Below are 15658 nucleotides of genomic sequence, written 5' to 3'. Positions count from 1 at the left end.
CACTTAGCAAGATCGGGAAGGAGAAAGCGTTGAATGACAACACCTCATTGAGAGCCGACGCTCTGAGAAACCGGGAACGCATCATCGCAGCGGCGGAGGAAGTGTTTCTGGAGCGAGGGGCCAACGTCAATCTTGACGAGGTGGCGAGACGTGCTGGGGTCGGGGTCGCGACGCTTTATCGACGGTTTTCGACCCGCGAAGAACTTCTTGCAGCCACCTATAGCGCCCGCTTCGTGACTTTTGCGGAGACCAGCCGGTCCCGTGATGCCGATCTCGATCCACTGAGTGCGCTGCGTCTGTATCTGGAAGAGCTGGTGCAATACAGCAATGTCTATCGCGGCCTTGCGGCCTCGCTCGGAACGGTGTTGCAGGTCGGGACGCCGGGCTGCCTCGCAACCAGCGAAGAGGGTAATCGTCTGTTGCGTCGCGCGCAAAAGGCGGGGGTGGTTCGGCATGATATCAGCTTTAACGACATCGTTTGTGTAGCAACAGCAGTGTCGCTTGCGACCGAAAAACACGCCGCTCCTAATCCGCACATCACTCGCTTGGTTGATGTGTTTATCGAAGGGATTGCGAATTCCTCTCGGTAACAAGCCGCTTCACTCAGGCGCGGGGATGATCAAGGGGTAGGAAGCCGGCATGGCGACGGCGGAGGTCTGTCGCCGGCATGTGCCCGATCGGCACGCAGATTCGGATCATCTGAGCTCTTGCAGGATAATCCTGCCTGCCTTGGCCTGATACTGCGGCTGCACTGCCGCAGCGCAACAAGGAATGTGTCCGCTCTTCTCATTGATCTTTTACGTTCAAGGCTGGTCTATGAAGAAGACTGTGCGTGAACTGCACGTGTCGCGCAACACCGTGCGCAAGATCCTGCGGACGGACGAGGTGGATTTCGGCTATGAACGGACCCGCCGCCGGCCGCAGCCGCGGATCGGCCCGTGGCAAGGCCAGCTCGAGCAGTTCCTGGCGACCAATGCGGGCAAGCCGTCGCGGGAGCGACTGACGCTGATCCGCATCTTCGAGAAGCTACGCGGTCTCCGCTACGATGCCGTGCGCCGGTTTGCCAAGTCATGGTCGCAGAACCGCCGCGCGGTCACCGCTGAGGCCTATGTCCCGCTCTACTATGCGCCCGGCGAAGCCTATCAGTTCGACTGGAGCCATGAGGTCGCGGTGATCTCGGGCGTCACGGTGACGGTCATTTCAGGATGGCCTTGCTGGTGAACTCGGTGCCATTGTCCGAGACGATGCAGGCCGGTTTTCCGTAGATCCTGATCAAGGCGTCCAGTTCACGCGCCACCCTGGTCCCAGAGATGCTGGTGTCGGCGATCAGCGCCAAGTTCTCGCGGCAGCAATCATCGTTCACGGCCCAGATAGATTTCATAGGACGTGTCGATCCGGCGTTTTTTATCCAGGGCCAGCGTCAGATGAGTGAGGGTGCCATCGGCCCGCTCAATGGTCTTCGACTGGGTCGAGAGCTTTGCCATGCTGCCTGCAAACGGCCGAAAATCGTTAACCATCGTCTGGTCGATCAGCACGTTTCGATCCGCCAGAAACAGGATGCGCTTCTTCTGACCCGCCTTCCAAAGTCGCCAGATAATCTGAAAGGCCGTGTAGGTTTTGCCTGTCCCTGTCGCCATCACCAACAGGACTCGATCTTGTCCTTTGGCAATGGCTTCGATCGCCGCATTCACAGCGTTGACCTGATAATAGCGTGGCGACTTCCCGCTACCGTCGTCAAAGTAATCCTGCAATGTAACCGTGGCGGCTTTGTCGGATAGCCCTTTCCAAGCCCGGTAGCGCCCCCAAAGGTCAGCAGGTGAAGGGAATTCATCCAGCGCGAGCGCCGTTTCGGGCGCAGGGCTCAGCCCCGTGCAGTCATGAAATACGAAGCCGTCACCGTTCGATGAGAACACAAACGGAATCCCCAAAGCCTCAGCATACTCAAGCCCTTGTTGCATACCCGCGGCAACTGGCAGGGAGTTTTCCTTGGCTTCAATGATCGCAATCGGAATATTCGGCTTCACCGACAGAATGTAATCGGCGCGCTTTCCCTTTCCGCGGCTCACCAGTTTACCCCGAACAATAATGCGCCCCTTGGTAAAGCTGACCTCTTCTCGGATTTGCGTGATTTCATCCCAGCCAGCTTTGCGCAGGGCGGGCGTAATAAACTTGGTGCAAATGTCACGCTCACTGAGCGATCGCTTCTCCATGCGGTCCTGTCCTCGCAGCGCGACGCACCGTTACAGCGGTAAATTGGATAAGTGCCTTGATACGCTAGCATAGGCGGATTTCAGACCGCGCCGCAACGCTCAAAGGCGTCGCCCGTCGCGTTACGGTGGTATGTTTGCCGTGCTATGACGGTGGCGCTCCTTACTCCCCCACCACCCGCAACCGCGGCTTCAGCATCTCGCCCACCGCATTGACCCCCGCCCGCAACGGCGCGTCGATCAGATGGGCATAGCGCTGGGTCGTGCCGATTTGGGTGTGCCCGAGGAGGCGGCCGATCATTTCCAGCGATGCACCGCCGGAGACCAGCAGAGAGGCGAAGGTGTGGCGCAGGTCGTGGATGCGGACGTCTGGGATCTGCGCGACCTTCTGCATCTTGGGCCAGAAGCGCTTGGGATCGCCCACCGGTTGGTCGGGCACATCCCCCGGGAAGAGGAAGGGGCAGTCCTTCGGCACGATTTCCCGGCGCAGGCGGATCAGGGCTACGGCCTCGTGCGAGATCGGCACCCTGTGGATGCGGCGCTGCTTGGTGTAGGCGGCCTGCTTGGTCCAGATGGCCAGATCGAGGTTGAACTGGTCGAAGGTGGCCGTGCGCACCTCGCCTAGCCGGGCGCCGGTCAGCATGCAGAGGCGAATGATGCTGGCGGCGCGCTGATCTTCATCGACCGCCAGGGCGTTGGCCAGGCGTTCGATCTCCTCGAAGGACAGGAACCGGTCGCGGGCGACCTCTGGGCGGCGGCGGAACCCGAAGGTCGGGTTGTCGGGGCGCATCTTCCACAGCATGGCCAGATTGAACATCTTGCGCAGCATTTCGCCCGCGCGGTTGGCCCGCACCGGTGTGGGCTTGGGCGGGGCCAGTTTCTCGCGCCGCTTCTGGGTAGGTTTCTTCTTCGATGGCCGGGCACGACCCGCGGCGATCTTGGTCAGCAAGCGATCGACGTCGGTGGGCGTGATGTCGGCCACCTTCCGGTTCTTCCATTCCGGCAAAACCAGCTTTTCCAGCATGGGGCGACGGAAGCCGGAAACAACTGGATCGGTTTCTGCATCCATCGCGCCCCTGGGCCAATCCTGGCGGTGCAGCCGACAACCGATCTCGCCAAGCGCCTCAGCCAGCAGCGGATCGAACCGCTGATCGAGGAAAGCCCCGATCTGCGGGCTTTGGTGTTGCCCGCCCGATCGCGCGACGCCGGGAATACGGTGCTGGCGAAGCGTTTCCCCGGCGGCCAGCTCGTGCTGACCGGCGCAAACTCGGCCGTGGGCTTGCGATCCATGCCCGCGCGCTGGCTGTTTCTGGACGAGGTCGACGCCTATCCGGGCGACCTTGAGGGCGAGGGCGATCCGGTGGCGCTGGCAGAGGCCCGCACCGACAGCTTCGGCCACCGCAAGAAAATCTTCCTGGCCTCGACGCCCACGATCAAGGGCCTCAGCCGGATCGAGCGGGAGTTCGAATTGACCGACCAGCGCCGCTATCACGTCCCCTGCCCGCATTGCGGCGGGCTGCAATGGCTGAAGTTCGAACGGCTGCGCTGGGAAAAGTGGCGGCCAGAGACGGCCGCCTATCTCTGCGAGCATTGCGAGGCGCCGATCGCGGAACGGCACAAGACGTGGATGATGGACGAGGCGAACGGGGCCGATTGGCTGCCGACCGCGGCCCCCGATGTTCAAGCCTCGGCAGAAACTGCGGGCGTGATCGGGTTCCACATCTCGGGGCTCTACTCCCCTCTCGGGTGGTTGTCCTGGGAAGAAATCGCCCGGCGCTGAGATCAGGCGCAGGGCAACGATTCCGCCCTGAAAACCGTGAAAAACACCGTCCTCGGCGAAACCTAGGCGGAACGGGGCGAGGCGCCGGATTGGCAGCGGCTTTATGAACGCCGCGAGGATTGGCAATTGGGCCGGGCCCCTGCCGGTGTGCTGATCCTGACCGCCGGGATCGACGTCCAGCGCGACCGGATCGAGATCGACGTCTGGGGCTGGGGGCGAAACCTGCGCTCGTGGCTTGTCGATCCAAACGCGGCAATTCTTTGGAAGAATGATTGCAGCGCACTGTGCTGATGAAGGGGAGAAGAAATGAAGTTCATCTGTCTAAATGATGGTGCTGTTGCTGAGATGATCTCAGGGCGAGAGTTTCAGAGCGTCGATTTTGACGCTGGGCAGAAACTCATTCAAGCCATGCGGGAAGGGACCGAACTGATCCGTCGAACGGGAAAAGTCGTCTTGTCGCTCAGCAAGGAGGGAATATTCTTCGCAACAGCTGGGTCGTGGAAATCAAAGCGATATCTAGTCATTGACTGCGAAGCGTCCGGCTTGTTCGGATCAATCAACGAAAGTGATGGACTCACGAGCTTTCAAAAGCTTCTCCGTTTCTGCGCTAAGATCTGGAGCAACAGCATCGCTATGTGCGAAGGCACTGAACCAAGCGATCAGCCCAACGGAACTCGTGGATCGCGACGCTCAGGACTCTAGGGTCCAGACTCATTGAATTTCACAGCCAGAACAAGACGGTTGCGGCGAGCATGATCGCGGAGAAGAAGGTTTCCGGGCAGCGGTCGTATCGGGTGGCGACGCGCCGCCAATCCCTTCAGACGGCCGAACATGATCTCGATGCGGTTGCGCCGTTTGTAGCGCCGCTTGTCGTATTTGACGGCCTTCCTGCGGGACTTTCGACCGGGGATGCAGACCTTTATCCCCCTGTCTTTCAACGCTTCTCTGAACCAATCAGCGTCGTAGCCCCTGTCAGCCAGCAGCCAACCCGCCTTCGGCAGACTGCCCAGAAGAGCCGCTGCGCCTGTGTAGTCGCTGACCTGGCCGGCCGACATGAAGAACCCGATCGGCCGCCCCGTGGCATCGGCAACGGCGTGCAGTTTGGTGTTCATGCCGCCTTTTGTCCGCCCGATCTGGCGTGCGCGCCCCCCTTTTTCACGCACAGGCTCGACGCCGTGCGGTGTGCCTTGAGATAGGTCGCATCGATCATGATCGTCTTGTGATCGGCGCTCTCAGCGGCCAGGCCGACCATGATCCGGGCGAAGACCCCGTTGTCACTCCAGCGCTTCCAACGGTTGTAGAGGGTCTTGGCGGGCCCGTATTCCTTCGGCGCATCACACCACCGCAACCCATTGCGGTTGATGAAGATTATGCCGCTGAGAACGCGGCGATCATCGACGCGGGGCTTGCCATGACTCTTGGGAAAGAACGGCTTCAGGCGTTCCATCTGGGCATCGCTCAGCCAGTAAAGATTGCTCATCGATCAGGTCTCCTTGCGGAGCCTGAATCATGCCAAACGCCTGAAATCAATGGGTCTGGAGCCTAAGCTCCTCCAGGAACTCTACATTCAGCAAGCAATTGAGTCAGTCCGACTGACCGACCTCAAATCATATGCGCCGCACATGACCGTCGATTTTCGTAAGTTTATTGAGGAGCAAGAAACAGCTGATCTAGCTCCGATTTTTCAGCATGAGATCAGCGTCCAGATCAAGGGCGCGCAGGGGAGTCGTTTGACGTTTACAAGAAGTGCCCACCCCTCAAGTACGGGTTGCCGGTTGGGAACGACGCAGATCGCGGCTATTCGTTTGAGGTATTTAGAAACTATTGTAGTCAGCTCGTGTCCACCAATCAGTTTGACACAGATGATGTGGTTCTAACTGCTATTGGGCAGCTTGATACGCCCATTTGGCGACGGAGAAGGACACGCGACGGATATGACTTTATCGCGATCGACGAAGCCCATCTGTTCAATATCAATGAACTTCATGTTTATTACTTCTTCACCCGACAAATTGGCGAGTTTCCGATTTCTTTCGCCATCGATAGGCCACAGGCGGCTGGAGATCGAGGATGGGAGAGCGACTCTTCGCTGTCTGACACCCTAACACCTGATGGAAAGTCTGAGAGCACTGTTTACTCCACAGCGTTTCGAAGTGCTCCTGACATTCTATACTTCGCAGGATCGATCTTGGCATCCGGCGCGACGATGTTCACAAACTTCGACAATCGGCTGCTAGAAACACAAAGCGGGTTCACGGTCGACGAAAAACGACGAGCGCAGCCCGTTTACTTCCGTCTATACTCTAATGATGAGGAGATGATTAGCGCTGCCTTTGATCGGGCAGCTGAACTTGCTATGCTCACTTCCTCACGACCTTGGGAAATTTTGATAACCACTCTCTCAAGGGACCTTGCCGAGGCACTGAAGACTTTCGCTGCCGAACGCAATAAGCCAGTGACGTACTTGGATAAGCGCGGAGATTTTTTGCGGGTTTCGCAGGCTAAGAAGTCAGGACACTTTGTTGTTGGCCATGCCGACTATGTTGGCGGTCTTGAGTTCAACGTGGTGATTATTGTCGGAGTTGATAAGGGTCGTGTTCCGAACGAGGGAGTTTCTGAGGATGCCGGCTCTCGGAGCTTCGCGAAGTATGTAGCTCACAATCGGCTATATGTGGCTGTATCGCGAGCGAAGTTCGCGCTTGAGTTTTCAGGAAAAGGGCGAGAGGGTCGAGCGATCTTCTTGATAACGCTTCCTCGAGAGGGATTATCAAGATTGAGTAGTTGTTCAGGTCAGTTGGCGACTACACCGTCGCGATCAAGGCCGAAGCGCGGCTGGGTCACTCGGTCCCAGGACGTGGCAGTGCTGCTGTAGAGCTGGGCAATGCTCGGGTCCGACCAGAGGTCAAGTTGCTCAAATGGACACCTTTTCCTGCCAAGCGCGCTCCGTTGCGGCTTTCGCGCGGTCTGGGTCCTGCCGGGCTACTATCCCACTGGAATCGCACACAGTTTTGGCCCATTTGTTGACCTATTGTCGACCCGCCGTTGGGAACGCAAAAAGCTGCCCCCAAGAGCGGCTGGTAACGCCTGATCTGTATCGATAATTTTGGTTGCGGGGGCTCGCAACCACCGATACCAACACTCACTAGAAGTCGCTGTATAATAAACATAAAATCACCATTCAGGCTAAAGTCAATACCCTTCTTTTCCACCTCATCGCGAATGCCCACCCATAGAGGTAGAGTGCGGCCGGGTTTGCCGTGACGGGTTGGTGGCTGGAGAGAGGGTCTCCGGCGCCCGTCGCGGAGACCCGCGATGTCGAGACATGACCGCACCCCACGCGCCGGCTCAGACCGGACGAACCTCTACGACGAAATCACCGGCAAGATCATCGCCGAACTTGAGGTCGGGCGCTTTCCCTGGGTTCAGCCCTGGGGCAAGTCCACGGCAGCGGCGCCCCTCGGTTTGCCGCAGAACGCCAGCACCGGCCGAGCCTATAGCGGGATCAACATCCTGATTCTCTGGGGGGCCGTGGTCCAGCATGGTTTCCCCGGTCAGGGCTGGCTCACCTTCCGCCAGGCGCTGTCGCTCGGCGGCAATGTCCGCAAGGGTGAGCGCGGCACCACCGTAGTCTATGCTGACCGCTTCACGCCCGAGGACGAGAAGCGGCGCGCGAGAGAGACCGGCGAGGAGCCCGGGAAGATTGCCTTCCTGAAGCGCTTCACCGTGTTCAACACCGCGCAATGCGAGGGCCTGCCCGAGGACACTGCCGTCGCCGCTCCACCCCCACCACCTGGCCTGATCGAGCCGAGGGTCGAGGCGCTGATCAAGGCCACCGGCGTGGACTTCCGCATCGGCGGGGATCGCGCATACTACGTCCCGGCGCTCGACCATGTGGTCGTTCCACCACCGCAAGCCTATCCGGAGCCTATCAACTGGCACAGGACGGCCCTCCACGAAATGGGTCATGCCGTTGGCCATGTGTCCAGGTTGAACCGCGATCTTACCGGCAGCTTCGGCACGAAGAAATATGCCTTCGAGGAACTGGTCGCCGAGATGACCGCAGCCTTCTGCTGCGCCTCGCTTGGTATCGTGCCGACTGTTCGTCATGCCGATTACATTGCTTCCTGGCTGAAGGTGCTGCGCGAGGACAACCGGGCCATCGTCCGTGCTGCCTCGCAGGCCAGCAAGGCTGCTGACTGGATCCTGTCCTTCCTGCCGGACGCGGGCGGCGCCTGCGATGCCGATGACGCGCCGGAGGCTGCGTGATGGGCGCGCTCGCCTTCCCCGGCTCCGCGCCGGACCCTGCCCAGGCGGCCGGGGTTCGGCTGCGTGTCCTCAGCCTCGGCGCCGGCGTCCAGTCCACGACCCTCGCGCTGATGGCCGCGCATGGCGAGATCGGCCCGATGCCCGATTGCGCGATCTTCGCAGACACCGGCTGGGAGCCGAAAGCGGTCTACGAGCATCTCGCCTGGCTGAGATCGCCCAATGTCCTGCCTTTCCCGGTGCATGTCGTCTCGGCCGGGGACATTCGCGCCGATCTACTCTCCGGCGCGCGCGGCGAGCGATGGGCCTCGATCCCAGCCTTCACGCGCACCGTCGCCCCTGCTGGGACCGAGTTGCCCGTCTACGACGAGGACGAGACCGGCGAACCCGTAGTCGTCGGGTTTCGCGCCCTGGCGCGGGGACACAGCGGGATCGGCATGATCCGCCGCCAATGCACCAAGGACTACAAGATCGTGCCGATCCGGCGAAAGGTGCGCGAACTGCTCGGCATTGCCGGTCGGCGCTCGCCGAGATCGCCGGTCGCCGAGCAATGGATCGGCATATCGCTCGACGAGGCGCTCCGCATGAAGCCCTCGTTCGAGGCCTGGCAGGTCAACCGCTGGCCCCTGATCGAGCGGGCCATGACCCGCCGCGACTGCCTGCGTTGGCTGGAGCGCCACGGCTATCCCCTGCCACCCAAGAGCGCCTGCATCGGCTGCCCATTCCATTCCGACGATCGTTGGCGGCAGATGCGCGATCACGATCCCGAGGCATGGGCCGACGCCGTGGCGGTCGATACCGCGATCCGCACCGGCTTCCGGGGCATCCGAGGCGAGGTCTATCTCCACCGTTCCGCCGTACCGCTCGACCAGGCCGATCTCTCCACGGCGGCGGACCGTGGCCAGCTCGACCTCTGGCCGAATGAATGTGAGGGTATCTGCGGCGTGTGATCCCCCTGAAATCCGCAGAGGCGCAATGCCGCTTCTCCGGGTTTCAGGGTTTCCGGTTCTGCGGTTCTGCGGTTCTGCGGCGCTGCCCTCCCAGAGTGAAAGGTCGGCGTCGCGGCTCATGACGGGTGGGAGGTCGAGAGAGATTCACGGCCGCCCGTCGCGGAGAAACCCGATGACCAGCATACCGGCACCACGCCCCCTTAAAATGTACCTCGTCTGCTACGGCTCGGAAAACGAGTTCTGGGTCTGCGATGCGGAGGATCGCGATCACGCCGTCGAGCAGTTCGAGAACGCCGACGTGGAGGGCGAGATCAACGACGTGTTCGAGTGCGTCTCCGCTACGAACCGCTATTTCGTCCGGCAGCGCCAGGCGATGTGGGTCTGCTTCGTCCAAGAGGTCGAAGCCGAAAGCCGCGAGGCAGCCCTCGACATCTTCCATGATGATTTCATGCCGCAACATTCCTTTGTCGAAGACCGGGTTGCGCATGGCGGCGAGGGCCCCGTGGCTGTCTTTGACCGCCGGGACTTCCCCACGGCGGCGGAAGTTGCCGATGTCGACTGACCGGAGCGGCTCGGCGGTTTTACGACTTTCCGGTTCTCCGGCTTTACAGCGCTGCCCTCCCAGAGTGCGAGGGCGGCGCTTCGCTTCGTGACGGGTCGGAGGTCGAGAGAGAGGCTCCCGACCGCCCGTCGCGGAGCTACCACGATGGCCACTGCTGCCCAGAAGATCACCCTGTCGCCCTCGCGCGACATCCCTTTCAACAAGCTGGTTCTCAGCCAATCGAATGTCAGGCGCATCCAGGCCGGCATTTCGGTCGAGGAACTGGCCGAGGACATCGCCCGCCGCGGGCTGTTGCAAAGCCTCAACGTCCGTCCGGTCCTCGATGCCGAAGGCGCCGAGACCGGCATGTTCGAGGTTCCCGCCGGCGGCCGGCGCTATCAGGCCCTCGCGCTCCTGGTGAAGCAGAAGCGCCTCGCCAAGACCGCGCCGGTGCCCTGCGTGGTCCGCGATCCGGCGTCCTCGATCCTCGCCGAGGACGACAGCCTGGCGGAGAACACCCAGCGGGTGCCGCTGCATGCGCTCGACCAGTTCCGCGCCTTCCTGGACATGCGCACCAAGGGCATGACCGAGGAAGAGATCGCCTCGGCCTTCTTCACGACGGCGCAGGTAGTGAAGCAGCGCCTGCGCCTGGCCTCGGTCTCGCCCATTCTCCTCGACATCTACGCCGAGGATGGCATGAGACTCGAAGAGTTGATGGCCTTCACCGTCAACCCCGATCATGCCCGCCAGGAACAGGTCTGGGAGGCGATCCAGCAATCCTCCTTCAGTCGCCAGCCCTGGCAGATCCGGCGACTGCTCACCGAAACCACCGTTCGGGCGGATGACAAGCGGGCACTGTTCGTCGGCGTTGATGTCTATCAGCAGGCTGGCGGCATCATCTTGCGGGATTTGTTCGACGATGACGAAGGCGGCTGGCTGCAAGACCCGGCGCTCCTCGACCGGCTGGTGTCCGAGAAGCTCAAGGCCTTGACTGACGAGGTCGCCGCCGAGGGCTGGAAGTGGATCGCCGCCGATACCGATCTGCCCTATGGCTATGACCGCAGCCTTCGTGCCCTCGACGTCACCTATGTCGATCTGACCGACGAGGAACGCGCCGCGCGCGAGGTGCTGCGCGAGGAATACGACCGGATCGAAGCCGAAAATGAAGGCGTGGACGAACTGCCCGACGAGATCGACCAGCGCCTCGCCGAGATCGAGGAGGCGCTCGACACCTTCGAGCAGCGCGCCGTCATCTACGATCCCGCCGAGATCGGTCGCGCCGGCGTCTTCATCGGCATCGATGCCGACGGCAAGGCCATCGTCGATCGCGGATATGTCCGGCCTGAGGACGAGGCGCCGATCGAAGCCGGTGACGAAGAGGGCGATGCCGAAGCTCGACCCGACACCGGGATGACCGGCGCGGCCATCACCATCGGCGGCCAGCCCGCTGAGCCGGAGGACGACGATGAGGGCGATACCATCAAGCCCTTGCCCGAGCGGCTCGTCATCGAGTTGACGGCGTTTCGGACCCTGGCCCTTCGCGATGCAGTGGCCTCCGATCCGCATGTGGCGATCACCGCGCTTCTGCATACGCTGGTGCGCGACTGCTTCGGCATCCGGACGCACGGGACGGCACTGCAGGCCTCGGTGCGGGAAGTCTTCCTGGGGGCGCAGTCCCCGGACCTGGCCGATAGCCCGGTGGCGAAATCCATCGACGCGCGCCACGCGGCCTGGAAGGCCGACATGCCGCTCGACGACGACGGCGCGCTCTGGGACTGGCTCGACAACCTCGACCAGGCCAGCCGTCTGGCGCTGCTTGCCCACTGCGCGAGCTTCGGGGTGAACGCACTCTACGAGCGACCCAACCCCTATTCGGGCAGCGGTGTCTCGCAGCATGGGCTCGACCGCCGCATGGCCGAGGCTGACCGGATGGCCCTGGCTACCGGCCTCGATCTTGTCGAGGCGGGCTGGAAGCCCACGGCCCAGAACTACTTCAGCCGGGTCACCAAGGCTCGCATTGTCCAGGCGGTGCGCGAAGGGGCGGGTGATCGCGACGCCGATCTCATGGCGCATCTGCCGAAGGGCGAAATGGTGAAGGAGGCCGAGCGGCTTCTGGCCGATACCGGCTGGCTGCCCGAGCCGCTGCGGCGCCCCATGGACGTGGCTGCAGCGGAGCCGAGCGGGCAGGAGGACGACACCGTGGCGCTGCCCGACTTCCTCGCCGGTGACGAGGAAGGCGCCACCCCCGATGCCGCCGACGATCCGGCGGCTCGCGTCGCCGCCGAGTGACCCATCCCGGGCGGGACGGGCACGGTCGTCCCGCCATCTATCCCTTCCGCTTCACGGCCCGGCCACCAAGCCGGGCCGTTTTTCGTTTCAGGAGGACGCCATGGCCATTCCCGATCCCGTCCGCGCGAACTTCGACACCCTGCTGCGCGCCGCTGGTGACGGCAACCTGGCGCTCATCGAATGCCTCGACTCCGGGAAGCGCGAGGTTCGCTATGTCCTGTGCGCGGTCGACCGCGCCGGCGGCGACTACGTTTTCACCCCCTTCGGCCATCTCGCCGACGGCAATCCGTATGAGGCCTATCTGCCGCCCGACCCGGACGACCCTACGGGCTTAATCGAGAGCGCGGGGGACGGGGGTGCATCATGAAGACCGTCTCGCCGTGGAACAGCGAGAGGAAGAGGGCGGCCGGAAACGGGCGGTCCGGGTGAGGCAGAGAGCGCCGCGCGCCCGGACGTCCAACCCCGGCGCTCGGGAGATACATCATGCCCAACCATGTCACCAACCGGCTCACCGTCACCGGCCCCGCCACCTCGATCAAGGCCTTCCGCCAGGCATTTCTTCCCGCGTCCAGCGAGACCGACGAGGACGGCGTCGAGCAAAGCTTCATCCATTTCGACTTCAACCGCCTCACCCCGATGCCGGAGATCCTGCGTCGGACCGAAAACGGCAGCTCCGTCGCCACTGGACTGCTGGTTCTGGGCCGGCCCGAGATCATGAAAGACGGCTTCGGGGGCGGTTCGCTGGAGGCCGAGGTCGCGCGCTATCTTACCTATGCCTGGGTGGGAAAAGCGGGCGTAACCGACTACGACAGCCTCAATGAACCGCACCGGGTTTGCCGGAGGCTCCAACTCCTGAGTAGGGTGAAGCCCCATGAGCAAGACGACGAACAAGTTTTCCCATGAAGTGCGCGAGCGTGCCGTGCGGCTGGTTCTCGACAATGAGGGTCAGCATGAATCGCGCTGGCAGGCGGTCGTGTCGATTTCCGCAAAGATCGGTTGCGCACCCCAGACCCTGAACGAGTGGGTCAAGCGGTCCGAGGTCGATACCGGCCGGCGCGCCGGCATCCCGACGGAGATGGCGGATCGGCTCAAGGCCTTGGAGCGCGAGAACCGGGAGCTGCGCCAAGCCAACGAGATCCTGCGCAAGGCGTCAGCGTATTTTGCGATGGCGGAGCTCGACCGCCGGTCGAAGTGATGGTGTCGTTCATCGACGCACATCGGGGAACACATGGGGTCGAGCCGATCTGCAGCGTGCTGCCGATTGCCCCATCTACCTATTACGCTCACCTGGTGAGGCGGGCCGACCCGGCGCGGCTGTCGGATCGGGCACGCCGGGACGCGGCCCTGCGCCCCGAGATCCTGCGCGTGTTCGAAAAGAACTGGCGGGTCTACGGCGTCCGGAAGGTCTGGCGACAACTGCGCCGCGAGGGCTTCGATATCGCCCGTTGCACAGTGGCACGGCTGATGAGGAGCATGGGCATTCAAGGCATTATCAGGGGCAAGCCGCACAAGACGACGATCCCGGACAGATCGGCACCGTGCCCGCTGGACAAGGTGAACCGGCAGTTCCGTGTGCCCGGGCCGAACATGCTCTGGGTCAGCGACTTCACCTACGTCGCGACCTGGAAAGGCTTCGTCTATGTGGCTTTCGTCATTGATGCCTTTGCACGTCGGATCGTCGGCTGGCGGGTCAGCACATCGGCGCACGCGGGCTTCGTCCTTGATGCCCTGGAGCAGGCCGTCCATGAACGCCGGCCCGCCAAAGGCATGGGGCTCGTCCATCACAGCGACAGGGGCAGCCAATACCTGTCCATCCGCTATACCGAGCGCCTCGCCGAGGCGGGCATCGAGCCATCCGTGGGCAGCGTGGGAGACAGCTACGACAACGCCCTGGCCGAGACGATCAACGGGCTCTTCAAGGCCGAGGTGATCCACCGACGTGGACCCTGGCGCAGCTTCGAGGCCGTCGAATATGCCACACTCGAATGGGTCGAATGGTTCAACAACCGCCGCCTCCTCGAGCCAATCGGGAATATCCCGCCGGCCGAAGCGGAGGCCAACTTCTACGCTGCTCTGGAAGCCGAACCCATGGCGGCGTAACTAAACGAAATCAGCCTCCGGCAAACCCGGTGCGGTTCACAAAGCCTTCCTCGCCGAACGCGATCCGTCCTGCATCGCAAAGGCCGAGGTCGCGATCCGCGCCCATGAGGAATGCGGTCACGCCTCTTGGTATTCCTGGTCGATCGACAGCTGGGGCACCAAGTGGAACGCCTACTCATTCGAACTCATCGAGGAGGTTGAGGGTCTGCTCGAGTTCCGGTTCGACACTGCGTGGTCGCCGCCGGAGCCGATCTTCGCGGCACTGGCCGAGCGTCCGGAATGCGCAGATCTGGTGATCGAAATCCGCGGCTTCGATGAAGGCTGGCTCTTCGCCTACAGGGCGCGCATTTCCGGTGGCTGCTACGATTCCGAGGATGTCGAGCCGACTCCGGAATTCTACGCGGAGGTCTATGGCGAAGCCTGTCCGACCGCGGCCGACGAGGAGGAAGACGAAGCAACCGGCCCGGCATGACCTGGTAGCGGCGCCTCACGGCCGCGAGAGCGAGAGGTGGGCGAGGAGGGTTGAACCGGGATGGCCGAGAGAGAGCGCCGCCCGGTTCGTTCCCTTCCGCTCTCAGGAGACAGTCCCATGACCGAGAACGATCCGAATGCCGGTGCGCCCGTCGCGCCGGCCAGTTTCGACTTTGCCGACCATATGGCCCAGCAGACCGAGTATGAGCGCCGCAAAGCCGAACTGCTTCCCGCCAACAAGGATGCGCTTTTCGATGCGCTTGCGACCGCGGGCGTCACGTCGGTGATCGTCACCTTTGACGGCAGTGGCGATTCCGGCCAGATCGAGGACATCCAGGCCTATGCCGGAGATGAGGGCGCCGACTTGCCGGAGGTCGAGATCATCATCGCCTCGCCGGCCTGGGGCGATCCCGGCTTTGCCGCCGCTACCATGACCGTCGAGCAGGCCATCGAGCAACTCGCCTACGATTTCCTGTCGTCGACCCACGGCGGTTGGGAAATCAACGACGGCGCCTATGGCGAGTTTGTATTCGACGTAGCGAAGCGGACGATCTCGCTCGACTTCAACGAGCGCTACACCGCCAGCGCATACTATGGTCACGAGTTCTGAGGAGGCGATCATGGCACATCCCTATCATCACGCACTGTCGTCGGTTCGAAAATGGGGCGGATCGGTCCACGATTTTATAGCTGTGCACGACTGGTTCGACGCCTCGAAGCTCATCCTGGCGGATTTCAGACATCGCGCGCTACGTCATCATGCGGAGGGAATCTTCGCAGCCGAGGCGGTTTTCGGAAGCACTCTGACCCTCGCTTCCGGCCGGATCATCCCCACCCGCTGGGTGGGTGAGCAGCACGTGCGGGAAGACTTGGGGCATATTCCGTCCTTCGCCGACTGGGCCCGGTCGATCCAGGCGGCGCCGTGGATGGGGCGGACCCAATGCATCGAGGCCGAAGTCGGGCTCTGATGCTGTGACCGCCCCCCGACGGCATCTCTGTGCCAAGGTGGGTCTGGGACGATCCACAAGAGGGGAGCGGTCATGTCGGAGATTAGCAC

General features: G+C 62.3%; 13 protein-coding genes, 7 pseudogenes and 1 other annotated feature. Of the genes and pseudogenes, 16 read left to right on the top strand and 4 right to left on the bottom strand.

The genetic code is table 11. From position 1 onward, the window contains the following. Nucleotides 1-29 precede the first annotated feature (29 nt). Both ACFQXB_RS18660 and ACFQXB_RS18655 read left to right on the top strand, forming a co-directional pair. Nucleotides 30-590 carry a TetR/AcrR family transcriptional regulator gene (locus ACFQXB_RS18660; RefSeq protein WP_377406744.1) on the top strand — a complete coding sequence of 187 codons (561 nt, stop codon included), beginning with the start codon at nt 30-32 and terminating at the stop codon, nt 588-590. A gap of 181 nt (nt 591-771) precedes the next feature. Beyond that, nucleotides 772-1197 (top strand): annotated as a pseudogene (locus tag ACFQXB_RS18655) (IS21 family transposase); the annotation flags it as partial. Between the two features lies 1 nt (nt 1198). Here ACFQXB_RS18655 and ACFQXB_RS18650 read toward each other — a convergent pair. From ACFQXB_RS18650 to ACFQXB_RS18640, 3 pseudogenes are all read right to left on the bottom strand, one after another. Beyond that, nucleotides 1199-1372: pseudogene (locus tag ACFQXB_RS18650) on the bottom strand (IS3 family transposase); the annotation flags it as partial. Then, nucleotides 1365-2210, bottom strand: a pseudogene (locus tag ACFQXB_RS18645) (DEAD/DEAH box helicase family protein); the annotation flags it as partial. The pseudogenes ACFQXB_RS18645 and ACFQXB_RS18650, both read right to left, overlap by 8 nt. Nucleotides 2211-2370: 160 nt before the next feature. Further along, nucleotides 2371-3249: pseudogene (locus tag ACFQXB_RS18640) on the bottom strand (tyrosine-type recombinase/integrase); the annotation flags it as partial. Between ACFQXB_RS18640 and ACFQXB_RS18635 the strand changes: the two are divergent. Beyond that, nucleotides 3226-4230 (top strand): annotated as a pseudogene (locus ACFQXB_RS18635) (terminase gpA endonuclease subunit); the annotation flags it as partial. The pseudogenes ACFQXB_RS18640 and ACFQXB_RS18635 sit on opposite strands and share 24 nt — an antisense overlap. Before the next feature lie 63 nt (nt 4231-4293). Beyond that, complete coding sequence (locus ACFQXB_RS18630; RefSeq protein ID WP_377406743.1) at nt 4294-4689, top strand: hypothetical protein; 396 nt, start codon at nt 4294-4296, stop codon at nt 4687-4689. A 19-nt stretch (nt 4690-4708) separates the two neighbouring features. Here ACFQXB_RS18630 and ACFQXB_RS18625 read toward each other — a convergent pair. Next, nucleotides 4709-5467, bottom strand: a pseudogene (locus tag ACFQXB_RS18625) (IS5 family transposase). Nucleotides 5468-5824: 357 nt separating this feature from the next. Here ACFQXB_RS18625 and ACFQXB_RS18620 point away from each other — a divergent pair. The 12 genes and pseudogenes from ACFQXB_RS18620 (at nt 5825) to ACFQXB_RS18565 (ending at nt 15569) form a co-directional block, all read left to right on the top strand. Then, the gene (locus ACFQXB_RS18620) at nt 5825-6859 is read left to right on the top strand and encodes a hypothetical protein (RefSeq protein ID WP_377406742.1); all 1035 of its coding nucleotides are present in this window, start codon (nt 5825-5827) and stop codon (nt 6857-6859) included. Between the two features lie 440 nt (nt 6860-7299). Next, a complete protein-coding gene (locus ACFQXB_RS18615) occupies nt 7300-8253 on the top strand; it encodes an ArdC family protein (protein ID WP_377406741.1) in 954 nt (317 codons plus the stop codon). Then, entirely contained in the window at nt 8253-9200 is a 948-nt protein-coding gene (locus ACFQXB_RS18610) for a hypothetical protein (protein ID WP_377406740.1), read from the top strand. Before ACFQXB_RS18615 ends, ACFQXB_RS18610 begins: the two co-directional genes overlap by 1 nt. 172 nt (nt 9201-9372) lie before the next feature. Next, nucleotides 9373-9762, top strand: coding sequence for a hypothetical protein (locus ACFQXB_RS18605; RefSeq protein WP_377406739.1), 390 nt, complete (start codon nt 9373-9375; stop codon nt 9760-9762). Between the two features lie 144 nt (nt 9763-9906). Then, the gene (locus tag ACFQXB_RS18600; RefSeq protein ID WP_377406738.1) at nt 9907-12030 is read left to right on the top strand and encodes a ParB/RepB/Spo0J family partition protein; all 2124 of its coding nucleotides are present in this window, start codon (nt 9907-9909) and stop codon (nt 12028-12030) included. Nucleotides 12031-12130: 100 nt separating this feature from the next. Beyond that, the gene (locus ACFQXB_RS18595; RefSeq protein WP_377406737.1) at nt 12131-12397 is read left to right on the top strand and encodes a DUF6117 family protein; all 267 of its coding nucleotides are present in this window, start codon (nt 12131-12133) and stop codon (nt 12395-12397) included. Between the two features lie 116 nt (nt 12398-12513). After that, nucleotides 12514-12933 carry a hypothetical protein gene (locus ACFQXB_RS18590; protein WP_377406736.1) on the top strand — a complete coding sequence of 140 codons (420 nt, stop codon included), beginning with the start codon at nt 12514-12516 and terminating at the stop codon, nt 12931-12933. Beyond that, nucleotides 12902-14130 (top strand): IS3 family transposase gene (locus ACFQXB_RS18585; protein ID WP_377406735.1). Its coding sequence is split into 2 segments (ribosomal slippage): nt 12902-13190 and nt 13190-14130, totalling 1230 coding nucleotides; the frame shifts between segments, so codons are not numbered across the junction. The genes ACFQXB_RS18590 and ACFQXB_RS18585 overlap by 32 nt, the downstream gene beginning before the upstream one ends. Beyond that, nucleotides 13183-13299, top strand: a sequence feature (AL1L pseudoknot). It overlaps the preceding gene by 117 nt. A 73-nt stretch (nt 14131-14203) precedes the next feature. Further along, nucleotides 14204-14392 (top strand): annotated as a pseudogene (locus ACFQXB_RS18580) (hypothetical protein); the annotation flags it as partial. Between the two features lie 30 nt (nt 14393-14422). Further along, nucleotides 14423-14602, top strand: a complete 180-nt coding sequence (locus ACFQXB_RS18575; protein ID WP_377406734.1) for a hypothetical protein — start codon at nt 14423-14425, stop codon at nt 14600-14602. Nucleotides 14603-14719: 117 nt separating this feature from the next. Next, the gene (locus ACFQXB_RS18570) at nt 14720-15211 is read left to right on the top strand and encodes a DUF6878 family protein (RefSeq protein WP_377406733.1); all 492 of its coding nucleotides are present in this window, start codon (nt 14720-14722) and stop codon (nt 15209-15211) included. A 10-nt stretch (nt 15212-15221) separates the two neighbouring features. Continuing rightward, nucleotides 15222-15569, top strand: a complete 348-nt coding sequence (locus tag ACFQXB_RS18565; protein ID WP_377406732.1) for a DUF6915 family protein — start codon at nt 15222-15224, stop codon at nt 15567-15569. The last annotated feature ends 89 nt before the right edge of the window (nt 15570-15658 follow it).

It is taken from the genome of Halodurantibacterium daqingense, from assembly GCF_042666235.1.
GTDB classification, from domain to species: domain Bacteria; phylum Pseudomonadota; class Alphaproteobacteria; order Rhodobacterales; family Rhodobacteraceae; genus Halodurantibacterium; species Halodurantibacterium daqingensis.
The sequence above is the reverse complement of the archived record's forward strand: the minus strand, read 5'-3'. Positions and strand labels throughout refer to the sequence as shown.